Here is a 23,007-nt window from a genome sequence, read left to right as displayed (position 1 = left end):
ATGGTTGAGATGACGGATAGTGCGCCCGGCGGCAAAATGGCGGAGGACGACGCGGGAGAGGAGCATCATCACGGCGTCTCGTTTGGCGAGGCCTTCAGGGTGTGGCTGCGCGTCGCCGCCCTGAGTTTTGGCGGCCCCGCCGGCCAGATCGCCGTCATGCACCGGATCATCGTCGACGAGAAGCGATGGCTCGGTGAGCACCGTTTTCTGCATGCGCTGAACTATTGCATGCTGCTTCCCGGACCCGAGGCGCAGCAGCTCGCCATCTATATCGGCTGGCTGATGCATCGGACAGTGGGCGGTCTCGTCGCCGGCCTGCTGTTCGTACTGCCTGGGTTCCTGTCGATCCTTTGTCTCAGCTATATCTACGCGGCTTACGGCAACGTCGGCATCGTCGCCGGCCTGTTCTTTGGGCTGAAGGCAGCGGTGCTCGCCGTCGTCGTGCAGGCCGTGATCCGCATCGGCGGCCGGGCGCTCAAAAATCGCGTCATGGTCGGTATCGCGGCCGCGGCCTTCATCGCCATCTTCTTTCTCCATGTCCCGTTCCCGCTGATCGTGCTCGCCGCCGGCATTGCCGGCTTCCTCGGCGGCAGGTTCGGGCTTGCCGCCTTCCGGACGGGCGGCGGCCACAAGGCGGGAAGCGGCCCGACACTGTCGGACGCGGAGTCGGCGCTTGGCGAGGGCATACCGGCGCATGCGCGCCCGAATCTTGCATGGTCGCTGCGCATCTCGGCCGTGCTGCTTGCCCTCTGGCTCGCTCCGCTCGCAGCGCTTTACGCCACCTTCGGTGCTGACAACGTCTTTACCGAGATCGGCCTGTTCTTCAGCAAGATGGCGGTCGTCACTTTCGGCGGGGCCTATGCCGTGCTTGCCTATGTCGCGCAGGAAGCCGTGCAGCATTTCGGCTGGCTGAAACCGGGCGAGATGCTGGATGGTCTCGGCATGGCCGAGACGACGCCGGGGCCGTTGATCATGGTCGTCCAGTTCGTCGGCTTCATGGGCGCCTACCGCGATCCGGGAGCCTTGAATCCGATGCTTGCTGCAACGCTTGCGGCGGTCCTGACGAGCTGGGTCACCTTCGTGCCGTGTTTCCTCTGGATCTTCCTCGGCGCGCCATTCATCGAAAAACTGCGCGGCAACATCGCGCTCGCCGGCGCGATGTCGGCCATAACAGCCGCGGTGGTCGGGGTCATCCTCAACCTCGCTATCTGGTTTGCTTTACACACGCTGTTTGCCGAGGTTGCGATCGTCCACCTTGGCGGCTTGCGGCTCGATATCCCCGAGCTGCAATCGGCCGTGCCGGCGGCAATGGCGCTGTCTGCCGCCGCCGCTATCGCGATCTTCCGTTTCAAGGCCTCCGTGATCGCGACGCTGCTAGCCTGCGCGGCCGCAGGGATGCTCTGGACGCTGGCGGTCGGCTAGGCCTCCACCCCATCCGCGGAAATGCGCGTCGCGAGCATCTTGTCGATACGCATGCCGTCCATGTCGAGAACCTCGAAGCGCCAGTTGTCGAAGACGAAGGTCTCGCCGGCTTCGGGGATGTGCTGGAGCTGATGCAGGGCGAAACCCGCCAGCGTATGGAAATCGGCGTCCGGACGATCGCGCAGGCCGAGCCGTTCGAAGGCGTCGAAGGCCGGCATCATCGCGTCGATCAAGAGCGACCCGTCTTCCCTGACGACGATGTCGGGCTCTTCGTTGGATCCCGGCAGGTCGCCGGCGATGGCTTCGAGCAGGTCGGTCTGGGTGACGATGCCTTCGAGGCTGCCATATTCGTCGATGACGATGGCGAGGCGAACGGGTGAGGCCTTGAAACTGTCGAGCACGCGGACGACCGAGGTGCCCTCATGCAGCACCAGCGGCTGCTTGATCACCTCCATTGGCCGGATCTTGCCGCCGTCGAGAACCTGGTCGAGAAGGTCCTTCTTCAACACCATGCCGATCGGCTCGTCGATCGAGCCGCGGGCGACCAGCAATTGTTCGTGACTGCATTCGCGGATGGTCTTCAGGATCTCGGCCTCGCTGTCGTCGGCGTCGAACCATTCGATATCGAGGCGCGGCGTCATGATGTCGGAGATCGGCCTGTCACCGATGTTGAACACCCGCTCGACGAGCTGCTGCTGCACCTGGTTGAGAAGGCCGGCCTCCTGGCTCTCGGCAACCAACAGCTTGAGCTCCTGCGGCGAATGGAACGACGATTCGCCGGTTCCGGCTCGAAGACCCACACCCCGCAGCACGAGGTTGCCCATGCCGTTCAGAACAAAGATCGCCGGCTTGAATAGCACCAGGAACAGACCGAGCGGACGCACAACGGCAAGCGAAGTGGCTTCGCTGCGTTGAAGCGCCAGGCTCTTCGGTGCGAGCTCGCCGAGCACGATATGAAGTGCTGTGATGATGACGAAGGCGATGACGACGGCAACAGTATGCGCGCCCGCCGTCGCCCATTGCCCAGGCAGCCATGATAGCAGCGGCTCGATCAGGTGGGCAAGCGCCGGTTCGCCAACCCAGCCGAGGGCAAGCGACGAGATGGTGATGCCGAGCTGGGTGGCTGCAAGATTGGAGTCGAGATTATCGACGGCGCGCTGAAGTGCCGAGGCGTTCATGCGGCCTGCCGCAGCGAGTTCGGCGACGCGGCTACGCCTGACCGACACCAGGGCGAATTCGGCGGCAACGAAGAAGCCATTGGCGGCGACGAGAAGAAACACGGCTAGTATCCCGATATAGTCGGAGAGCCCGCCGGCGGAATCGGACATGTTTTCCCTGCCTTCGAGTTGATGGGAGTCCGAAACTACACGCTCGCACACTGGTGGCAAGGCGTTCCAGCCAGCCTCGCGGCGAGAGACCGTGATCGAAATACTGCGTCGGTTTGCGGATGACCGCAAATGCGTGGCAACCCGCATGACCGGCGTCGCGCCATTCACCGCTTGGGTGGTTCGAAGAGCTCGATCGGGTTTCCGGCCGGATCATCGACCAGGATCTGCTTGCCGCCTATGCCCTGCACGATCTCGTTGCGGAAACGCGCGCCGGCCTGACGCAGCGCGGCGACTTCTGCTTCCAGGTCCTTGACCTCGATCTGGATGCGATTCCAACCGCCGGGCTCCGGCTTTCGCCCATCTGGCATTGCTTGAGATGCTCCGCCAGGTCCCGTCATGCCGCTGACGAACAGACGAAAACCGTCTCTGGTCAGGATGGCGAAACTCGGCGCGGGGCGAAGTGCGACGGAGAAGCCGAGATGTCTCGTGTAGAATTCCACCGCGGCGTCGACGTCGTCGACGATGTAGCGCATGCTGATACCAGGCATGTTTTCCTCCATTGTGGTCTTCGTTGTCTTGATCTGATCGTCCCCTCGCGGGGGATATCCAGAACTCTCCTGTTTCTTGGATGCGTCGGTTCGAAACTCGATTATGCGCCCGTTTCAAGTTTTTTTATGCATCTCGTTATGCCAAATCGCCGAGCGCCTTTGGGCGAGACCAGATCGAATCGAGAGCATGCCGCCCGCCGCCAGCAGCGGGACAACCCTCCACGGCCGCGCCTTCCAGGCTATGAGCAGCAAAAGCCGAAGGCTTCACAGGACGAAGCCAGCCTGCCGCGCCAGATCATCGTGTATAAGTCTAATCTAAAGTATAAGCTTCGACATGTAGCTACTGGATTCCATTACAAAAGTTTAATTTCTATTTCAGTTTCGGTTCATCTTCTCGGCCCTAGTTTGCCCCGGTGTCCAACACGAGGAACCCCACATGAAAAAGATTTTTGCAGCCCTTCTTTCCGCCTCCTTCCTTCTTTCCCCGATGATTGTTTCCCAGGCTAGCGCCGACGATCATCGCCGTCCCCCCGTCGTCGTGCAGAAGAAGGTAGTCGTCCGGTCGCACTGGAAAAAGGGATACCGCGTCAATACCAGCGAGCGTCGACGGTTCTCCGATGTCAACGACTATCGCCGCTACCGGCTGGCGCCACCGCCACGCGGTTATCGCTGGGTCAGGGCCGATCACGACTACCTGCTGATCGGCGTCACCAGCGGCATTATCGCCAGCGTTATTGCCGGTCGCTGATCGGCAGATGAACGGGAAGAGGGCGGCTTCGACCGCCCTTTTCGTTTGCCGGCAGGCGAATCTCTCGTCAGAAGGGCTTCCTGAAGGGAACGATGCGCTCGGCGAGGCTTCGGAACAGGCTGCCGGATCGTCGTTGCCGATCGGGCCGTTCGCCTGTCGCCTCGACGGTTTCGGGATGAAGCCCTTCGATCGGCGGTAGCGGCTCGCATTCGGTGCAGACGCAGAGCGTGCGTTTGATTGCCTTCGCCTTCATGTCGCCTGCCTGTTCCAGTTGGCGAAAGGATCGGGCAGGTCGCGCCAGCGCTCGGGCACGAAGGCATCTGTCCTGATAAGACAGGCGTCGAGTTCCTTCCTGATCCAGGCTTGGTCCATCGGATCGGCACCGATGAAGACGATTTCCTGGCGGCGGTCGCCCCAGACGGGGTCGAGATAGGGGCCGATGGCGTTCATGAAGGTCGGCCCCTCGGGCCACTGCTCGGACGGTACGGAGGCCCACCAGAGGCCCATCTTGCCGGTGCGGACGATCGCGCCCGCCTGGCTGATCTCGCCGACGTGATGCGGGCGGGTCGCCAGCCAGAAGAAGCCTTTGGCGCGCACCACGCCCGGCCATGCCGTGTCGAGAAAGGCCTGCAGCTTGGCCGGATGGAAAGGGCGTTTTTCGCGGTAGACGAAGGAGCGGATGCCGTATTCCTCTGTCTCGGGCATATGATCCTTGAAACCGTGCAGTTCCTTGTACCAGAGCGGATGGGTTTCGGCCCTGTCGATGTCGAAGCGGCCGGTGCCGAGCACCTCCCGCAACGCCACTTGGCCGAAGTCCGCCTCGATCAGCCGCGCATCGGGATTGAGGCCGATGATGATCTTGCGGGCGGCGTCGCGTTCCTTTTCGCTTGCCGTGCCGATCTTGTTCAGCACCACGACGTCGGCGAATTCGATCTGCTCGACCAGCAGGTCGACGATGTTTCTGTTGTCGCCGTCACCGGCCGTTTCTCCGCGGTCGGCGAGGAAATCGGCCGAGGCATAATCGGCAAGCAGATTGACGGCGTCGACGACGGTCACCATGGTGTCGAGCCTTGCGACGTCGGAAAGGCTTTGGCCATTCTCGTCGCGAAATTCGAAGGTGGTGGCGACGGGCAGGGCTCGGCGATGCCGGTCGATTCGATCAAGAGGTAATCGAAGCGGCCCTGATCGGCGAGCTGGCGCACCTCTTTCAGCAGATCGTCGCGCAGCGTGCAGCAGATGCAGCCATTGGTCATCTCGACCAGCTCTTCCTCGGTGCGGGAGAGATTGGCGCCGCCGTCGCGCACCAGGGCAGCATCGATATTCACCTCGCTCATATCGTTGACGATGACGGCGACGCGTAAGCCCTCGCGATTGCTCAGCACGTGGTTGAGCAGCGTCGTCTTGCCGGCGCCGAGGAAGCCTGAAAGCACCGTGACGGGAAGTCTGTTGTCCATAAGAACCTCATAGGGTTTGTCTTTATGTTATATCATTACGTTCGGTGCGCCGAAAAAAGGCGGAACGGGGTTGTCCGCCTTTTCCGCCTCAGCTCTCTCCGGAGCGTCGCGTGTCCGATAGGACGCGCGGAGCGGCGCATGAAGGTTCATGCGCTGGAGAGACAATCCTTCATGCTGTTGGCGATGCCGCGCATGAGGGTGAAGTAGAGATCGGGGCCGGCCTTCAGTGTTGCCGCTTCGGGATCGAGCACGCCTGACTTGGCGCGCGTGCCTTCGATGACGACATTGACGAGGCGCGGCTCGAACTGCGGTTCGGCAAAGACGCAGGTGGCGCCGAGTTCACCGACCTTGCGGTGGATTTCCGAAACACGCTCGGCGCCGGGAATAGTTTCCGGGCTGACGGTGATCGAGCCGGCGACGCGGATGCCATAGCGGTGCTCGAAATACTGGTAGGCGTCGTGGAAGACGATGAAGGGCTTGCCCTTGACCGGGGCGACGGTGGCGGTGATTTCCTTGTCCAGCGCCGTCAGCCTGTCGTCCAGCGCCTTGGCGTTTGCCTGATAGGTCAGCGCATTGGCGGGATCGGCGGCAACCAGCGTCGTGGTGATCTCGCTGGCCATCGCCTTGGCGTTCATCGGATCGAGCCAGAGATGCGTGTCGAATGTGCCATGCTCGTGATCGTCGTGGTCAGCGTCGGGGCTATGCGCGGCGTCGGCTTCATGATGCTCGTCACCATCATCATGCGCTTCGAAGGCGCCGCCCTCACGGAAAGGCAGCTTGACGAGGCCGGGGGCGTTATCGAGTTCGGCGATGCTGGCATCCCGACCCAGCGCCTGCAGCGGCTTTTCGAGAAAGGCCTCGAGGCCGGGGCCGACCCAGAAGATCACCTTGGCATCCTGCAAAGCGCGAGCATTCGACGGCTTCAGATTGTAGGTATGCGGGGAGGCGGCGCCATCGACGATCAGCTCCGGTTCGCCGACACCCTGCATGATCGCCGACACCAGCGAATGGATCGGTTTGATCGAGGTGACGACGACAGGCGCGTCAGCTGCTCGCATAGTGCCGGCGAAGAGAAGGGCGGGGATCGCCAGGACCGGGATTGCGAGGGCCGGCATTCTGAGGGCCAAGATTTTAAGGGCAGGCCCCAGGGCGCGTTTCATCAATATGCTCCGCTTGAATTGCAGTTGTTATGTTATTACATCAATTGCGTTATGCTATAACGTGTGCAATAGCAGGACGCAACAGCACTTTCGGAAAATTTGATGCTCTCTCCCGCAAAGACCCCCGCTGGTATCCGGGCCGAACCGCTGGTTTCGCTTGAAAATGTCGGCATCCTGCGTAATGGCCGCTGGCTGGTGCGTGGCGTCGATTTTTCCGTCTCGCGCGGCGAGATCGTCACGCTGATCGGGCCAAACGGCTCGGGCAAGTCGACCAGCGCCAAGGCAGCGATCGGCGTGTTGAAACCCGACGAGGGCAGGGTGGAGCGCAACGCCGGCCTCAAGGTCGGTTATGTCCCGCAGAAGCTCACGATCGACTGGACGCTGCCGCTTTCGGTGCGCCGGCTGATGACGCTGACCGGGCCGCTGCCGGAGCGCGACATTCTTTCGGCACTCGAATCCGCCGGCATCGCCCATATGCTCGATGCCGAGGTGCAGCATCTCTCCGGCGGCGAATTCCAGCGGGCGCTGATGGCGCGCGCTATTGCCCGCAAACCCGATCTGCTGGTGCTCGATGAGCCGGTGCAGGGGGTCGATTTTTCCGGCGAGATCGCTCTCTACGACCTGATCAAGTCGATCCGTAACGCCACCGACTGCGGCATCCTCTTGATCTCGCACGATCTCCACGTCGTCATGGCCGAGACCGACACCGTCATCTGTCTCAACGGCCATGTCTGCTGCCGCGGCACGCCTGAATCCGTCAGCCGCAGCCCGGAATATGTGCGCCTGTTCGGCAGCCGGGCGGCGCAGACGCTTGCCGTCTACAGCCATCACCACGATCATACGCATCTGCCTGATGGGCGCGTGCAGCATGCCGACGGCACGGTGACGGATCATTGCTTCCCCGATGACGGTCATCATCATGAACATGGCCATACCGGTCATGAGCACCATCACGGTCATCCCGGGCATTACCATAGCCATGACCCCGGGCATGCCGAACATGACCACGCCCATCCGCACACGCATGCGGAGGGAGAGCGCCATGCTTGACGATTTCTTCGTGCGCGCCATCCTTGCCGGCGTCGGCCTAGCGCTGACGACAGGGCCGCTCGGCTGCTTCATCATCTGGCGGCGTATGGCTTATTTCGGCGATACAATCGCCCATTCGGCGCTGCTCGGCGTCGCACTGTCGCTGCTCTTCGAACTCAACCTGACACTGGCCGTCTTTGCCGTTGCCGCGCTCGTGTCGGTGCTGCTGCTCTTCCTGCAGAAACGCCAGGCGCTGTCGGCCGATGCGCTGCTCGGCATTCTCTCGCATGCCACACTGGCGATCGGCCTCGTCATGGTCGCCTTCATGAGCTGGGTGCGGATCGATCTCATCGCCTTCCTGTTCGGCGATATCCTTGCCGTTTCCACCACCGACATCGCGCTGATCTGGGGCGGCGGGCTGTTTGTGCTCGTGGCAATGGCCTGGCTCTGGCGGCCACTCTTGGCGGCAACCGTCAATGCCGAGCTCGCCGAGGCCGAGGGGCTGAAGCCGGAGCGGGCGCGGCTGTTTTTCATGCTGCTGATGGCCGTCGTCATCGCCATTGCCATGAAGATCGTCGGCATCATGCTGATTACCTCGCTGCTGATCATTCCGGCGGCTGCGGCGCGGCGCTTCTCTGCGACGCCGGAGATCATGGCGGTATTCGCCTCATTGATCGGGGCCGCCGCCGTTGTCGGCGGGCTCTTCGGCTCGCTCACCTACGACACACCTTCCGGCCCCTCGATCGTGGTCGCGGCGCTGATCCTCTTCATGCTCAGCCTGCTTCCCGTCAGGCGCCACCGCGCGGTTATGCAAGGACAAGGCTCATGACGACACCGCAATTGACCAAGAACCAGTCGCTGGTCTTCGACGTGCTTGAAAAGGCCGAAGGGCCGCTCAGCGCCTACACCATCCTCGACAAGCTGCGCGACCACGGTTTTCGTGCACCCCTGCAGGTCTACCGGGCGCTGGAGAAGCTGCTCGAATACGGCGTCGTGCACCGGCTCGAAAGCATCAACTCCTTCGTTGCCTGCGCCCATCCGGGCGACGACTGCCACAGCCACGGCATCGTCGCCTTCGCCATCTGCGAAAGCTGCGGTCAGGTGATGGAGTTCCACGATCACGAGGTCGACCACCGGCTGATGGGCTGGGTGCGGGGGCAGAAGTTCAAACCAGCGAGGACGACGATCGAGATTCGCGGTTTGTGCAAGGCTTGTGCGGCGTAAGCGGCCACTTTATCCGTCGGCGCCCTATCCTAACTCACCGACGGGACTTTGACGGGGCGCCATCATCTCCACCCTCATTGCTGTGACATCCCTCGGGTCGAAGCTGAAGCTCGGGGACAGGAATGAGCGAGGGCGGGGAGGCGGCGTGCCCGAGGGTGACCATCCACGCGTTGGTTTCCTCGCATTCTTTGCTGCCGATCGATACACAAATCAATGATTCAAAAAGGTGAGGCCGCGAGAACGGCCTCACCTTTTGCATTTCTGTGCGGATAAGCTTAATCCGGCTTGGATTCAGAGCCGCCCTTGCCGGAGCCGCCGTTATCGCTCTTGCCGGAGCCGCCATTGTCGCTCTTGCCGGAGCCGCCATTGTCGCCCTTGCCGGCGCCGCCGTTATCGCTCTTGCCGGAGCCGCCGTTATCGCTCTTGCCGGAGCCGCCATTGTCGCCCTTGCCGGCGCCGCCGTTATCGCTCTTGCCGGAGCCGCCGTTATCGCTCTTGCCGGAGCCGCCGTTATCGCTCTTGCCGGAGCCGCCGTTGTCGCTCTTGCCGGAGCCGCCATTATCGCTCTTGCCGGAGCCGCCATTATCGCTCTTGCCGGAGCCGCCATTGTCGCTCTTGCCGGAGCTGTCATTGTCGCTCTTGCCGGAGCTATCATTATCGCTTTTGCCGGAGCCGCCGTTGTCGCTCTTGCCGGAGCCGCCGTTGTCGCTCTTGCCGGAGCCGCCGTTATCGCTCTTGCCGGAGCCGCCATTGTCGCTCTTGCCGGAGCCGCCATTGTCGCTCTTGCCGGCGCCGTTATTGTCGCTCTTGCCGGGGCCGTCATTGTCGCCCTTGCCGGGGCCGTCATTGCCGCCCTTGCCGAGGCCGTCATTGCCGCCTTTGCCGGGACCGTCGTTGCCGCCCTTGCCGGGACCATCGTCGTTGCCACCCTTGCCCGGGCCGTCATTGCCACCCTTGCCGTGCCCGTGATCTTTTCCGCCCCCGTCGTGGCCGTGATGATCGCGGTCCTTGCCGTCGTGATTGTCTTTCCCACCGTCGCCACGGCCGTCCTTGCCGTGCCCGTGATCTTTCCCGCCCTTGCCGCCGCCGTGATGATCATGGCCCTTGCCGTGATCGTCCTTTCCGCCATTGTCGCCGCTGCCGCTGCCGCTGCCGCTGCCGCTGCCGCTGCCGCTGCCGCTGCCGCTGCCGCTGCCGCTGCCGCTGCCGCTGCCGCTGCCGCCGCCATTGCCATTGCCGCTGCCGTCGCCATTGCCGCTGCCGGCATCGTCGCCGTTCCCGTTCCCGTTGCCGTTGCCATCGCCATTGTCATTATCGCCAGCATTCCCATTGCTGGCGAGTGAACCGGTGCTGGATGTCTTCTTGCCGCTGCCAATGTTTTGGTTGCCGCGATCGTTATCGTTCGGATTGAACCTGCTATCGGACCGAATTGCACTGGTCGGCATGCACAGCCTGTATTCGAGTGTACCGCGAACTGCGGCCTTGCAATTAACGACTGCCGGGGCTGCCGTTGCCAAGCTGCTGCTTGCCAGAAGGGAAGCAACGGCGATGCTGAATTTCGCTGCTCTGCTGATCATTTCAATCCATCTCCGAAGGTTAACCGAATGTTAATGGGGAGAACTCCTACACTAACAATCAATTAACACGAAGAATAGATAATGGTTAATCTGTCTCAATCGTTTAATACAGTTAAATTCGCAAGTATAAAATTTTACTAAATTTTTATTCTACCTATGTTATCGTCTCACGACAAATAAAAGGAATCGGCTATGAAGCGCCTCTTTTCGCTCGCTGGCTTTTTATTCATTCTTCTGCATTTTCAAGCCGTTGCGGGATCATCGCTTCCCGCAACGCGAAGCATCGGCGCACCCGTGGGATTCGCCGCAGCCTGCGCCAAGTACAAGTGGCTGTGCGGCAGGATGGCGACGCAACAGCTGAACGATCAGGCAGGCATGGCGCTTCTGCAAAAGGTCAATCGCGCCGTAAATGGACGTATCATTCCCGCGGAAGATAGCCCGTCTTCCCGAAATAGGGATGTCTGGTCTCTGCCGGTTGCCGGCCATGGCGATTGTGAGGACTACGCTCTCCAGAAGATGAAGGACCTGATCGAAGCTGGTTTTCCATCGAACAGGTTGGCGCTTTCCGTGGTGATTGGACCGCAGGATCAAAACCATGTCGTTCTCATTGCCCGGACGGACGGCGGCGATTATGTGCTCGACAATCTGACTAGCGCCGTGCGGCTCTGGCGCACGACAGGCTATACGTTTCTGGCCACTCAGGATTTCCAATCGCGAACGGGCTGGCGGGTGACGCTTGCTGGTCCCCGTGCAGGCGAGTTCTCTTGAACTGAGAGTATCGAGGCGACGCGTTCGCCGCTGGCCGGCGCAGATCCCGGCGCTATCTTTGCCGGAGTACAAGCCAGGGACGATCGCGTGACGAAGACCGAACTCGCGGAGATATACCGCGGCTACATCGCCTGCCTGAACAGGCAGGACTGGCCCAATCTCGGGCAGTTCGTCGGCGACGATGCAGTTCATAACGGCCGGCGCCTCGGGCTGCCGGGTTATGCCGCTATGCTCGAGCGGGACTTCGATGAGATTCCCGATCTCTATTTCAAGGTGCTGATGCTCCTTTGCGATCCGCCATACATCGCCTGCCGGCTCGGCTTCAATTGCAGGCCGAAGGCAAAATTCCTCGGCCTCGATGTAAACGGCAGGCGCCTTTCCTTCACCGAGAACGTCATCTACGAATTTCGCGGCGGCAAGATCGTCGAGGTCTGGTCGGTCATCGATAAGGCGGCGATCGAGTCCCAGCTTGCGGGCTCGAATTGATCGCGCGGACGGTTTCCGGTCTGCGTTTCGATCAGATGATGGCGACGCGTTCGCCGAAGGGCGTGTCGTCGTCGAAATTGCGGGTGCCGATCCGATCGCTTTCGCCTGACAACACCGGCTGTTCCGCCTGTTCGCCGGCCTCTTCCCCGTCTTCCGATGCCGCATGCCCGTCCCGCTTTTGCGGATGCTGCTCGTGATCGACGATCAGATCCGCGTGCGGGACGATATCGCTTGCGGCTTCCTTCTCCACGGCCCTCTTCGCTGCCAGCTGATCGGCCGTGATCTGCGACTGGCGGGCAGCGACCCAGGCATTGTCGGGTTCGGAGCCGATCGAGGTGCTGGTGCCGACCTTGGTAGCTTCGGACCGGGCGGTGGCGGAGATGGGATTGATCGCGTCGACCATGATGCTCTCCTGCTGGAACAGGATGATTTAGGCTTGGTCGGCCCAAAAATCTGAATCCTATTCTAAATTAAATAGTTAGAGGATGATGTTGTCCGAAGACGGCTTACGCTTTTCGGCATCATGCTCCATGGCGAACCGGCGAAACAGCCAGCCGTTTCCCGGATGAAAACGGCGCCGTCTTCGGGCCTGTCAGAGAGACATATCGGGGCCGCGCCGAGAAACACAAGGGGACATCGACGTGACTGCTATTTCGGACAATGACGAAATCGGTAGCAGAGTACGAGAAATTCGACAAAGAATTGTGCGCGCAGGGGGTGCGCGGTGCGTGGTTAATGTAAGAATCGGAAACACTTTGTGACTAAGTGTCTCCAAAAGCTGCGTTTTTTGACTTGCTGCGCGCGAAGACATGACGGATATTGTTTAAACGTTGAGGAAGCCGTCATGATTAGAATGATTGAAAACCCCGCCGAACTGGCTGGCGAAGATATCACCGGCAAATATATTCTCCGGAGGCTGAACTACCACTGGTTCGCTTACGGCAAGGCGGCTATCGTGACCGCCTGCAAGGGAACGATCCTGCAGCTCGAGCGGGAAGAGACGGTCTATTCCGAGCGTTGGGGCCGCCGCGCCTATACCGGCACCGGCAGACGTTACCCCGGCGGCATCTGTCCTATTTCTGCGGTCGCCTGCGTTTGCGATACGCCTGATGACGTCAATGCCGTCATTCAACTGGATGTCGAAGCACAGGACGAATTCTATCAACTGATCGCAAAGGCCGAAGCCAGGGTTCAGGCGCTTGCCTCTTCCTCACGAAACAGCCAGTTTCTCGAAGCTGCCGAGTAGGCGGCTCTTTACCGAATCCGCCTTCAACCATCATTGCGGCGACGGCAGAATTTTTCTGACATCTCCGAATGTTGGATGCAAAAGCGTCGCTACGATCAAGCGCGGCTTTCGTTCGCTACGCTGCCATCGGGTGCGTTCCGTCTCCTCAATCCGGTGCGGTTGTGTTAGACTTAAGCGGCAGCCGTTGGGATGCAGACAGCTCGTTCCCGGTTGAACGGAAGCGGTCATGACAGAGCAGAACACTCGGCCCAATCACTCATTCGCAGCGACGGCGCCATCGCTCGGCTCGCTCGCCATCACCATTGCCGTGATGTTTGCCGCGCTATTCTGGCCGGCCGGCACGCTCGACTGGCCGCGTGGCTGGATCTTTCTCGGTCTCTTCCTTGCACTGACATGTGTCGCGATCATCTGGATCTGGCGGACAAATCCGGAGCTGTTTGCGGCGCGCAGCCGATATCAGAAAGGCACCAAGCCCTGGGACGCGGTGGTGGCGACGCTGACAATCATTCTCTTTGTCGCCATTCTTCCGGTCGGCGCGTTCGACGACGGGCGTTTCCACTGGGCGCCGCAGCCAGATTGGGTCGTCCTCATCGGCTATCTGCTGATGACATCAGGTTATCTCGGCCTGATCTGGGCGCAATCGGTCAACCGGCATTTCGAACCGACGGTGCGCATCCAGACCGACCGCGACCACAAGGTAATCGATACCGGACCCTATGCCGCCATCCGCCATCCCGGATACGCAACCGCTATCGTGCTCAGCGTCGGCATGGCGCTGTCGCTTGGATCGCTCTACGCGCTGATCCCCGCCGGCCTGCTCATCATCGTCCTCTTCGGCCGGACGCTGGGAGAGGAGGCAGAATTGCGCAAGGGGCTCGAAGGCTATGCTGAGTACATGGAGCGTGTGCGCTGGCGGTGGATTCCGGGAATTTGGTAAGCGGCTCGCGTGTCCGGAGTACGTCCAGTTATTTGCCCTTTCGCTTGCGCTCAGTGCATTCGCGGCTTCGCCGCTCATCCCCCTCATCTGCCTGCCGGCATCTTCTCCCCGCCGGGGAGAAGCGGAATCGTGGCGGCGTCTTGCCCTTCCTGACTGCGCCGTTTGCGGAAACGAGCGAAAGCGACTTGCTCTCCCTCTTCTCCCCAGCGGGGAGAAGGTGGCCCGAAGGGTCGGATGAGGGGGATGAGCGGCAAAGCCGCGAATGCAGTGAGCGCAAGCGAGGGGCAAAATATAGGGCATACCACTCTCGTCAACCCTTGCCCGCGTCAGAGAACAAGCCACCGGTCGCGTTGCCTGATTCAACCGATCTGCCTTAGATCCCGCGCAAACCGCTGCCAATTCGCCACGTAGTTTTCCGCCGAGCGACGGATGCTCTCGACAGCCTGCTCATCCAGCACTCGCACGACCCGGGCGGGTGCTCCGACGATCAGCGAATTGTCGGGGAATTCCTTGCCTTCGGTCACCAGCGTATTAGCGCCGACGAGGCAGTTGTTGCCGATCTTCGCACCATTCAGGATGGTTGCGCCCATGCCGATCAGCGTGTTGTTGCCGATGGTGCAGCCGTGAAGGATGGCATGGTGGCCGATGGTGCAGCCTTTGCCTGTTGTCAGCGGGAAGCCCATGTCGGTATGGGCCATCACACCTTCCTGGATGTTGGTGCCTTCGCCGACGGTGATCTTCTCGTTGTCACCGCGCAACACGGCGCCGAACCAGATGCCGACATTCTCGCCGAGCTCGATCTGGCCGATGATATTGGCATCCGGTGCGATCCAATAGAGGCCGGCAGCGGGCAGTTTCGGCGTCGATCCGCCAAGCGCATAGACGGGCATGGCTCTCTCCTCAGACGACTTCGACCGATAGGGTGGCGACGCCGTCGATGCCGCAATTGATGCGATCGCCCCTGGCCACTGCGCCGACGCCGGCGGGCGTGCCGGTCATGATGATATCGCCAGGTGCGAGAGTGAAGAGCTTCGACAGTTCGGCGATGATCTCCGGCACCTTCCAGATCATCTGGTTGAGATCGCCGTCCTGCACGCGCTTGCCGTTCTGTTCCAGCCAGATCTTACCTTCAGCGGGGTGGCCGAGACGGCCTGCCGGAACGATCGACGAGACGGGGGCGGAATGTTCGAAGGCCTTGCCGACCTCCCAGGGACGACCGAGCTTCTTTGCCTCACCCTGTAGATCGCGGCGGGTGAAATCGATACCGACGGCATAGCCGTAGATGCAGTCGAGCGCGTCCGCGGCCTCGATATTTGCGCCGCCTGATTTCAGCGCCAGCACGCACTCGACCTCGTAATGCACGTCTGATGACAGCGGCGGATAGGGAAAAGCCTTACCCGACGGCAGCAGGTTGTCGGCATTCTTCTGGAAGAAGAAGGGTGGCTCGCGGCTCGGATCATGGCCCATCTCGATCGCATGGTCTGCATAGTTCCGCCCGACGCAATAGACGCGGCGCACCGGAAAACGCTCGGCGCTGCCCTCGACCGGCAGCAGCACCGGTTGCTGAAGCGGGATGACGGTGACGGGATCGGACATTGGCGGGCTCTTCCTGTTTACGAGTCTTTGCGCCATCTTAGACGGAAAACATCGCGCCGGGGAAGCGTCCTTGGGGTCCGACTTCGGTGCATTGACGCTGTCACTATCCAGCGGTATCGTTACTGCCATGAACAGGACTTTTGCTGTTTCGACGACGTCTACGACCACCGCGCCGCGGTGGGAGGTAGACGCGTGAACTGAAATCTGTTCATTGCTGCTGAAACCAACCCGCCGGAAAAAACGAGCGGGTTTTTTGTTCCCGCTCGTTTCCCGTATTCGAGGACGAGATCGTGGACGATATCCAGAAACATGTTCTTGCGGAGCGGGCGCTGGCCGTCGCCCGCCACTGCATCGCCAGCCGCTATCCCAGGGCCGCATTCGCCTATGTCGCCGGCTCCATCATGCGCGGCGAAGGCACCACCTTTTCGGATATCGATCTGGTCGTCGTGTTCCCGTCGCTTAAAAGAGCCTGGCGGGAATCGTTCACTGAGGACGGCTTCCCGGTTGAGGCCTTCGTCCACGATCCGCAGACGCTGGCGCATTATCTCCATCAGGATGCAGACAGCGGTTATCCCATCATGGTCAACATGGTTGTCACGGGCAGCATACTGGGGCCGGATATCGACAACGCCCGCGTCATGCAGGCATGGGCGGCAAGGATGCTGGCGGCGGGGCCGAAACCTCTTGCCGGGGCAGACTACGACTTGCTGCGCTATCAGGTCACCGATCTGGCCGACGATCTGCGCGGAACGCGCCCGCCCGAAGAGATCGCTGCCATCGCGGCGCTGCTCTATCAGAAGCTCGCCGACCTGATGCTTCTCGGACGTGGCGCGTGGGCTGGCCGGGGAAAGTGGGCGCCCCGTCTGATCAGGGAGCTCGACGCGCAATTGGCGGCCGAATTCGACGCGGCATTCAGTCTGGCGGCTGCGGGTGACGGCGCCCGATTCCTGGCTTTGGCCGACCGGGAGCTTGCCTTGCATGGCGGCCGCTATTTCGACGGATACAGGCAGGAGGCGCCGCTGGAAGCGCGCCGCCTGGAAACGAGCGGCTCATAAAGGAACATCCATGCGCCATTATCAGGCCTGACAAGACGTCGTCGCCGGTCATTCCTCGCCGGATTCGGCCAGCGCGTCGCGGACGATCGCGTAGTAGGGGGTAAGCTCGGGGATATCGGCGGCCAGCCTGTCGAAGGCGGGGTCGGATGGTGCAAGCGTGCCGGCGTATTTCGCTTGCGTGAAGGCCCGATGGGCGGCAAGGGCTTCGGCGTCGGCCTTGTGCACGACGGTATAGACAGGCGAGGGCACGGTGCGGCCCTTGACGATGATGCGGTCGAGCTCGACGACGGTATAGGTGCCGGCGACAAGTCTTGCAGTCTCCTCGCCGAGCAGCAGCGCCACGCCATAATTCTTCGAGGCGCCTTCGAGGCGGGAGGCGAGATTGACGCTGTCGCCGAGGCAGGAATAGTCGAAGCGGCGGGTCGAGCCCATATTGCCGACGATGCATTCGCCGGTGTTGATGCCGACACCCATCTTCAACACGTGCGGCCTGCCGCCGCGCGCTGCCGCCTCCCGCTCCAGCTCATGGTTCAGGCTCGATATCGCCGCCTGCATGGCGAGCGAGGCTCTGACTGCATGGAGTGCATGATCGGGATCGTCGAGCGGCGCGTTCCAGAAGGCCATGATGCAGTCGCCCATATATTTGTCGATCGTGCCGCCGTGATCCATCACCACGTCGGAGAGCGGCGTCAGCAGCCGATTGATCAGGCCGGTCAGTTGCTCCGGATCATCTTTCAACGTCTCGGCGATGGTGGTGAACCCACGCACATCGGAAAACAGCACGGAGAGCGTGCGCCGCTCGCCGCCAAGCTTCAACTGCGAGGGGTCGTGCGACAGGCGCCTGACCAGATCGGGCGAGATATATTGGGCGAAGGCGCGGATGATCTGGCGCTTGTTGCGACGTTCTTCGGCATAATCGAAGGCGGCTTGGCCGAAGGCGACCGAGACATAGGCAACGACTGGCCCGAGCGGCGGGACGAAGATATGGGCAAAGCGGATGCCGGCAAAACTCGCGGCAGCGAAGGCGAATACGGCCACGACGCTGGCGACGATCGTCAGCCATCCAGTCGAACGCCAGACGGTGGCAGCGGCGAGCAGCACGGAGATCAGGATGCAAACGGCGACCAGCGGAAGGCTGGCTTCCGCGATCGACAGGCCACGGCGGATATTGTCGTAGATCGTTGCCTGGATCTCGACGCCGGAGGTCAGCGTGCCGGTGTGGACGGTATAAGATGTCGCGAAGGCATCGACGCCGCCCTTGTCGATGGCAGGGGCATTCTGCAGGCTGAGACCGACGAGCACGACGCGGCCCTTGAAATAATCCGGCGGCAGCAGGTTCTCAGGGTCGAGCGCCTGGTAGTAGGAGACTGTGGGATAGCTGCGGGCCGCGCCGAAGGATTGGATGAGCCGGCCAGCAGGCAAGGCTTTGGGTGCTGCTCCCGACGCCTTCATCAGCATGGCGGCAAAGCCGTCCTCATAACCTGGAATGCGCCGGAACGCACCGTCGCCACTGAGATCGACGGAGGCGATGCCGGTCACAGCACCCGCTTCAGTCAGTTGCGGCAGCGGCGTGGCGCGGATCAGTTGCGAGGACTGGGGCGTCTCGATCAGCGTTTCGTCGCCGGCGAGCACGACATCCGGGCCGACAGCCCTCGTGATCGCGTCGTCGTTGTCGGGGTTCGAAGGTTCGGCCATGATGATATCGAGGCCGATGACACGGGCACCGGCCGTGCGTAGCTGCCTGACAAGCTGGGCATGCAGGCTGCGCGGCCAAGGCCATTGCGCATTGATGTCGGCAAGCGAGGGCTCGTCGATTGCGACGATCACAGGCCCGCCGGGTGGCGGACGGGGATCATCGACGGTCGAGAGATAGTCGAAGCTTCTCAGCTCCAGCAGCGACCAGGCGGGCAGGCGCGACAAGAGTGAGATTGCGACCAGCGTCGCAAGCGCCAGTATCAGCAGCCTGAGATGGCGGCTCTCGGCTTGCCGGCTGGCTGACCTGACCTGCCGAGGCTTGCCTCGCACCCGCATCAGAAGCGAACTTTGAGCGTGCCCCTGAAGGCGCGGCCCCAGCCGGGCACGCCGGGCGTGAGCTCGAAATCCTCGTCGAGCAGGTTATAGGCGGCCGCTTCCAGCGCGATGCGCTTGTCCAGCGGTTCCCAGATCAGGTGGGCGTCGAGGCTCCAATAGTCGTCGAGCTTGGTGCCGAGATCGTCGCCGTCGCGCTCGCCGACATAATTGGCGGCCACCGTCGCCTTGACCTTGGCCTCGCTGACCCAGGTCAGGGCGATCTGCCCGGAATTCTTCGGAATGTAGGGCAGCGAGCCGCCGTAGTTCGGCTCCGGCGGATCCTTGTTCTCCGATTCCATATAGGCATAGGTGGCGGAGAGGCCCAAACCATGGCCGAGCGCGACGTTGGCGGTCACGGCGGCGCGGTCGATGCTGCCGCGTGATAGCGGCAGGCTGTCGGCTGCCGGAAGCGAGATCAGCGGAAAGTCGATCGAGAAATCATGCAATTCCTGGTGCTGGTATTCGACCGAGGTGAAGAAACGATCGGTCCACTCGGCATCCCATTGCAGCGCGACCGTATCCGTATAGCCCTGCGGATTGGCGGAAAACTGGTTGGCCTGCAGCCCTAATATGCCGATCGGTGCAAGCGTCGGCACTCCGCTATCGAAGCTCTGACGCATGAAGGCGGCACGCAGCCAGTGGTTTTGAACCGGTGCCCAGGCGAGGCCGAAGCGCGGCTCCAGCCGGCTGATATCGATGCCGTCGCCCTCCAGGCGCGTGGCGAACAAGGCGTATTCGCCCTTCAGATCCGGCGTGATCTCATGCAGCACATCGACATAGGCGCGGCCTATATTGACGGTGTTCTCGTTGTGCTCGAGGGGCGCCGTCAAGCCCAGAAGTGTCGTATCGACGGTGCTGCTGACGTCCATCCAGCCGCCTTCGATACCGTAGCGCAATGTCAAAGGTCCGGCACCTATGGAATGGCTCAAGGCACCGATATAGGTTTTTGATTCCGCCTCCTGCGTGACGTTGGTAAAGGGAATGATAAAGGGAACCCCTGCGCCGATAAACAGCGGGTCCACATCAACATCAAGGACGTTGCTCGTCTTCGACTTGCTGCCTGAATAAAGCAGCGCTCCATTCAACACGTTTTCATAGGCAAACGTGTGGCTCCAGCCAATGCCGGCACTCGTGCTTTGGCTGTCAGTGTCTTGCGCTGTATAAAGAGGCAACGGGAGAGGAACGCGGAAGAGGAGTTCCATGAACCCGGTGTTTGATGACAGCGCGTTCAGCGTCCCATCGTTCTTGGCATGGTTGACATAGGCCACTACGCGATCGTCCGGCGTCACTGTTGCCGTCAGGTAGCCATTGCCGCCGACGAGCTTGTTATCGGTCGAGAAGCCACCGAAGTCGCGATAGTCCCCGTCGAGCGCCAGTTCTTCCCATGTCAGGTTGCCGTAGAAGCTGAGAGGGATCGTCTCGTTGGAGAAGCCCTGGATCTCAGCCTCGCCGATGCCTCTGGTATGGCCGTCGACGCTGTTGATGCCGCCGCCGAGCGAGCCTTCTATGAAGGGTGTGCGCAGCAGCGTTGCCGAGCGCGAGCGACCGGAGAGCATGTGCGGATCAAGCAGCAAGCCCTGGATAAAGGATGAATAGCTCGATGCATTGTTGCGATACTGGATGACATTGTCATCACTGAAGCTCGTCGCGTTGACGAAGGGGAAGATGCTGCCCTTGATCGACTGATCGATATAGCCGCTGCCTTCGAAGGGACTGAAGACGGCATCGCCATAATAGCGGCCCCAGGCATCCAGGCCCTGTAGGCGGAAGGCATTGTTCAGCGTCGAGCCGGCATCCTGGTTGGCGCCGAGCGCGCTGTAGTCGCCGCCGCGCGCCCTGGAGCGGCGGAGAAACTCCTGGGCGTTGCGGATCGCGCCGTCGGCGTCGTAGTCATCGATGTCGACAGCGGTTCGGAAGGAGGAGATGACGGGATCGTTCTTGTCGAGCCTGTCGGCATTGTCGACCGCCTGCGCGGAGGGGATGCGGTCACCCTTTTCGTAATGGGCGGCGGCGAGCATCAGTTGTGACTGCGAATGCGCCGGATTAGCGGTGCTGGCCGCCAGCAGATCCGCCAGCGCCTTGTCGCGTTCGCCAGTCTGCAGATAGTAGCGGCCGCGGGCGAGAAGCGCGATGTCGAAGGACGGATCGACGGCAAGCGCCGTATCGATTTCGCGCTTGGCTTCCTTCATGCGCGATTGATCGAGATAGAGGATGGCGAGATTGGCGTGCGGCACGGGATCCTGCGGATCGAGCGCGATTGCCTTCAGGAAGGCGGCCTCGGCCTCGCCATTGGCGTCGCGGGCGCTCTGCAGCAGGCCCATCGAGTTCAACGATCCCGACGCCCCCGGCGCAAGCTCGATGGCGCGGTTCAGATCGGCTAAAGCGCCGTCGATGTCGCTTTCGTAGCTCGCTTTGTAGGAGGCGCGCGCGGCAAGGGCGATCGGATGGTTGGGATCAAGCGAGAGGGCGCGGTTCACCGCCTCCTGCATCTGGGCGCGGTCGTCGATCAGCTGCGCCAGCTGGGCGCGGATCGCGGGCAGGGTGGGATCGTTCGGAAAGCGCTTTTCGGCTTGGCTGATCACATCGAGGGCAGTGCGCGGGTTTTGCAAAAAGCCGGCGGTATAGGCCTGCATGATCGCGCCATAGGGGCCGACAGCAGCCGAAGGCGGCTTTTCGACATGGGCGGGATCAGCAAGCGAACGGGCGAAATAGCCGCCATATTGGGCCATGTTCCGGCGGCTGGCGTCGAGATGCGGCAGTGCTGCCGCAAACAATCTTGCCGCTTCGTCGTAGCGTTTTTCGGAGCCGGCGATCGTGGCATCGATCAGGTCGAGGCGGGCCTTCTGGGTGGTCGTCAGCTTGCGGCGGCGAATCTCGTGAAGCGTGGCGGCCGTAACCTGCCGGCCATCGAAGGCGCTCTGCACTTCGGCAAGCTCCAGCCAGTCCTCAGTGGTGCGCCGTTCCGGCGGCAAAGCCAGCAGCCGGCGGCGCTCGTCGGCCATGCGGCCTGCCGGCAGCGGCGAGGTCGGCATCAGCCCGAAGCCGTCGCGCAGGTTCAGGTAGAACAGCATCTGCTCGCGATCGTCGGGTGTGACGATGACGAGCTTGCGCGGCGCCTGGCCGATCGTGGCGACCGCTCCCTCGCCCTCATTTACCTCGACGCTGCCCTGCGGGTTGGTGAGCGCGACGCGGCCTTCGAGCACGATCATCGAGGTCTTGGCGCCCTCGACCGTCATGGTCCAGTCGGTGCCGCGGATGGCGGCTGCGGCCGCCGGCGTTTCCACAGTCAGGCCCTGGCCACCGCGCTCGGCGCGCGCCCAGATCGTTCCCGATTGCAGCTCCAGCGTCGTGTCGCCGCTCGCGGCCATCTTCTTGACCTGCAGCGAGGAATTGCGGCCAAGGCGAACCTGCGTGTGATCGGAAAAGACAATGGCGAGCTGGCCGTTGGCGTTGGTGCGCAGCACGTCGCCGGTCAGTAGGTCTTGATTGATGTCGACGACGCGCCAGTTCGACACGTCGATGAAGCGGACCTCCTCGCCGGTCTTGCGGGCGATGACGGAACCGGCGACCGGTGTTGCACGCTGCACGGGGTCAGCCGCCGCCGGCGAAAAGCCCGGCACGACAAGCGCAAGCGCCACCCCGGCGCGACAGATGTTTTTCCAGCGACCCAGCATGACCCCAACCCCCGCTTCCCCTTTGTCCAAGTAGAAAAGAAAAGTCAAGCATATTGCACACGTGTTCTTGAATTCCGTGTGAAGTGTAATATCAGGGAAACACTTATGGGATGGAGTATTCGGGTGAGCGAATTCGAGAGTGCAACTGAACTTATGCCAAGCGAACCATCGACGGGTGACATCGGCGCCGGGTATTTCGATCATATCAAGAAAATCAATGACATATTTTATGATCAGATCAAGATCTCTGACCAGAAAGCCGCTTATATTTTCACTTTCATGCTGGCATTCCTGGTGAGTTCCAGCGATGTCAGGGCCGTCTTCAGCCTGGCGCGCTACGTGAGCGGCACGCCCGGCAGTATGCTGTTCTCCGGCCTGCTTGCCGCAGCTTCGGTCTTTTCGATGCTGTCGGCGATCCTCGTCGTACTGCCGCGCCATTTGAACAACTCGACGTCATTGTTCTGGGGCGCCTGGCACGGTCATCGCGACCGGTTCTTCGATGCGGCGCTGCGGCGCGACGAGCGCTACCTTTTCGAACAGTACCTCGAAAACGCCGACATCCTCTCCACCATCGCCCGCAACAAATACCGCTGCGTCACTTTTGCGTTCCGCGGGCTGATGGTGAGTGTGATCGCCTATGTGCTGCTGTTGGTGGCGGTGTGAGCGTAGCGCGCCCCAGCGGCGT

General features: G+C 61.7%; 21 protein-coding genes and 1 pseudogene. 11 read left to right on the top strand and 11 right to left on the bottom strand.

Annotated elements, in window-relative coordinates:
* On the top strand, positions 1-1,422 hold the full coding sequence (chrA, locus tag N2A41_RS13505) for a chromate efflux transporter (protein ID WP_260108994.1): 1,422 nt from the start codon (positions 1-3) through the stop codon (positions 1,420-1,422).
* Here chrA and N2A41_RS13500 read toward each other — a convergent pair.
* Both N2A41_RS13500 and N2A41_RS13495 read right to left on the bottom strand, forming a co-directional pair.
* Positions 1,419-2,750 carry a hemolysin family protein gene (locus N2A41_RS13500; RefSeq protein WP_017964969.1) on the bottom strand — a complete coding sequence of 444 codons (1,332 nt, stop codon included), beginning with the start codon at positions 2,748-2,750 and terminating at the stop codon, positions 1,419-1,421. The two genes, chrA and N2A41_RS13500, sit on opposite strands and share 4 nt — an antisense overlap.
* Positions 2,751-2,914: 164 nt before the next feature.
* Positions 2,915-3,298 carry a VOC family protein gene (locus N2A41_RS13495; protein ID WP_162116162.1) on the bottom strand — a complete coding sequence of 128 codons (384 nt, stop codon included), beginning with the start codon at positions 3,296-3,298 and terminating at the stop codon, positions 2,915-2,917.
* A 436-nt stretch (positions 3,299-3,734) separates the two neighbouring features.
* On the opposite strand from N2A41_RS13495, the gene N2A41_RS13490 reads away from it, so the two are divergent.
* The gene (locus tag N2A41_RS13490; RefSeq protein ID WP_170260723.1) at positions 3,735-4,046 is read left to right on the top strand and encodes an RcnB family protein; all 312 of its coding nucleotides are present in this window, start codon (positions 3,735-3,737) and stop codon (positions 4,044-4,046) included.
* Between the two features lie 67 nt (positions 4,047-4,113).
* Here N2A41_RS13490 and N2A41_RS13485 read toward each other — a convergent pair whose 3' ends face one another.
* The 3 genes and pseudogenes from N2A41_RS13485 to znuA all read right to left on the bottom strand — a co-directional run bounded on the left by N2A41_RS13485 (position 4,114) and on the right by znuA (position 6,660).
* Positions 4,114-4,299 carry a hypothetical protein gene (locus N2A41_RS13485; RefSeq protein WP_260108993.1) on the bottom strand — a complete coding sequence of 62 codons (186 nt, stop codon included), beginning with the start codon at positions 4,297-4,299 and terminating at the stop codon, positions 4,114-4,116.
* Positions 4,296-5,500, bottom strand: a pseudogene (zigA, locus tag N2A41_RS13480) (zinc metallochaperone GTPase ZigA). Before zigA ends, N2A41_RS13485 begins: the two are co-directional and overlap by 4 nt.
* A 146-nt stretch (positions 5,501-5,646) precedes the next feature.
* Positions 5,647-6,660, bottom strand: a complete 1,014-nt coding sequence (znuA, locus tag N2A41_RS13475; RefSeq protein ID WP_311202870.1) for a zinc ABC transporter substrate-binding protein ZnuA — start codon at positions 6,658-6,660, stop codon at positions 5,647-5,649.
* A 102-nt stretch (positions 6,661-6,762) separates the two neighbouring features.
* Here znuA and N2A41_RS13470 point away from each other — a divergent pair, with 102 nt between their 5' ends.
* The 3 genes from N2A41_RS13470 to N2A41_RS13460 are packed head-to-tail and all read left to right on the top strand — an operon-like array spanning position 6,763 to position 8,913.
* The gene (locus N2A41_RS13470) at positions 6,763-7,710 is read left to right on the top strand and encodes an ATP-binding cassette domain-containing protein (RefSeq protein WP_260108992.1); all 948 of its coding nucleotides are present in this window, start codon (positions 6,763-6,765) and stop codon (positions 7,708-7,710) included.
* On the top strand, positions 7,703-8,518 hold the full coding sequence (gene znuB, locus N2A41_RS13465) for a zinc ABC transporter permease subunit ZnuB (RefSeq protein WP_170260719.1): 816 nt from the start codon (positions 7,703-7,705) through the stop codon (positions 8,516-8,518). Before N2A41_RS13470 ends, znuB begins: the two co-directional genes overlap by 8 nt.
* Entirely contained in the window at positions 8,515-8,913 is a 399-nt protein-coding gene (locus N2A41_RS13460; RefSeq protein WP_260108991.1) for a Fur family transcriptional regulator, read from the top strand. Before znuB ends, N2A41_RS13460 begins: the two co-directional genes overlap by 4 nt.
* Positions 8,914-9,188: 275 nt before the next feature.
* Here N2A41_RS13460 and N2A41_RS13455 read toward each other — a convergent pair whose 3' ends face one another.
* A complete protein-coding gene (locus tag N2A41_RS13455) occupies positions 9,189-10,490 on the bottom strand; it encodes a hypothetical protein (protein WP_260108990.1) in 1,302 nt (433 codons plus the stop codon).
* A gap of 192 nt (positions 10,491-10,682) precedes the next feature.
* Here N2A41_RS13455 and N2A41_RS13450 point away from each other — a divergent pair, with 192 nt between their 5' ends.
* Positions 10,683-11,258 carry a transglutaminase-like cysteine peptidase gene (locus N2A41_RS13450; protein WP_260108989.1) on the top strand — a complete coding sequence of 192 codons (576 nt, stop codon included), beginning with the start codon at positions 10,683-10,685 and terminating at the stop codon, positions 11,256-11,258.
* A gap of 87 nt (positions 11,259-11,345) precedes the next feature.
* On the top strand, positions 11,346-11,744 hold the full coding sequence (locus N2A41_RS13445) for an ester cyclase (RefSeq protein WP_260108988.1): 399 nt from the start codon (positions 11,346-11,348) through the stop codon (positions 11,742-11,744).
* Positions 11,745-11,775: 31 nt separating this feature from the next.
* On the opposite strand, the gene N2A41_RS13440 is transcribed toward N2A41_RS13445, so the two are convergent.
* On the bottom strand, positions 11,776-12,147 hold the full coding sequence (locus N2A41_RS13440; protein WP_260108987.1) for a hypothetical protein: 372 nt from the start codon (positions 12,145-12,147) through the stop codon (positions 11,776-11,778).
* Positions 12,148-12,588: 441 nt separating this feature from the next.
* On the opposite strand from N2A41_RS13440, the gene N2A41_RS13435 reads away from it, so the two are divergent.
* On the top strand, positions 12,589-12,990 hold the full coding sequence (locus N2A41_RS13435) for a hypothetical protein (RefSeq protein ID WP_032992435.1): 402 nt from the start codon (positions 12,589-12,591) through the stop codon (positions 12,988-12,990).
* Between the two features lie 226 nt (positions 12,991-13,216).
* The gene (locus N2A41_RS13430; RefSeq protein WP_260108986.1) at positions 13,217-13,927 is read left to right on the top strand and encodes a methyltransferase family protein; all 711 of its coding nucleotides are present in this window, start codon (positions 13,217-13,219) and stop codon (positions 13,925-13,927) included.
* A 359-nt stretch (positions 13,928-14,286) separates the two neighbouring features.
* On the opposite strand, the gene N2A41_RS13425 is transcribed toward N2A41_RS13430, so the two are convergent.
* Both N2A41_RS13425 and N2A41_RS13420 read right to left on the bottom strand, forming a co-directional pair.
* On the bottom strand, positions 14,287-14,817 hold the full coding sequence (locus N2A41_RS13425) for a gamma carbonic anhydrase family protein (protein WP_017964956.1): 531 nt from the start codon (positions 14,815-14,817) through the stop codon (positions 14,287-14,289).
* A gap of 10 nt (positions 14,818-14,827) precedes the next feature.
* Entirely contained in the window at positions 14,828-15,523 is a 696-nt protein-coding gene (locus tag N2A41_RS13420) for a fumarylacetoacetate hydrolase family protein (RefSeq protein WP_260108985.1), read from the bottom strand.
* A gap of 290 nt (positions 15,524-15,813) precedes the next feature.
* Here N2A41_RS13420 and N2A41_RS13415 point away from each other — a divergent pair, with 290 nt between their 5' ends.
* Positions 15,814-16,578: a nucleotidyltransferase domain-containing protein gene (locus N2A41_RS13415; RefSeq protein WP_222384031.1), complete on the top strand. Its 765-nt coding sequence runs from the start codon at positions 15,814-15,816 to the stop codon at positions 16,576-16,578.
* A 48-nt stretch (positions 16,579-16,626) separates the two neighbouring features.
* Here N2A41_RS13415 and N2A41_RS13410 read toward each other — a convergent pair whose 3' ends face one another.
* Positions 16,627-18,609 carry a CHASE2 domain-containing protein gene (locus N2A41_RS13410; protein WP_222384032.1) on the bottom strand — a complete coding sequence of 661 codons (1,983 nt, stop codon included), beginning with the start codon at positions 18,607-18,609 and terminating at the stop codon, positions 16,627-16,629.
* Positions 18,609-22,322 carry a FecR domain-containing protein gene (locus tag N2A41_RS13405; RefSeq protein WP_260108984.1) on the bottom strand — a complete coding sequence of 1,238 codons (3,714 nt, stop codon included), beginning with the start codon at positions 22,320-22,322 and terminating at the stop codon, positions 18,609-18,611. The genes N2A41_RS13410 and N2A41_RS13405 overlap by 1 nt, the downstream gene beginning before the upstream one ends.
* Before the next feature lie 123 nt (positions 22,323-22,445).
* On the opposite strand from N2A41_RS13405, the gene N2A41_RS13400 reads away from it, so the two are divergent.
* Positions 22,446-22,985 (top strand): Pycsar system effector family protein, encoded by a 540-nt coding sequence (locus N2A41_RS13400; protein ID WP_017964951.1) that lies wholly within the window; start codon positions 22,446-22,448, stop codon positions 22,983-22,985.
* Positions 22,986-23,007: the final 22 nt, after the last annotated feature.

This window comes from Rhizobium sp. SRDI969 (assembly GCF_025152725.1).
Classification (GTDB): domain Bacteria; phylum Pseudomonadota; class Alphaproteobacteria; order Rhizobiales; family Rhizobiaceae; genus Rhizobium; species Rhizobium leguminosarum_I.
Note: the sequence above shows the minus strand (reverse complement) of the source record. Positions and strands in the feature narration are given on the sequence as shown.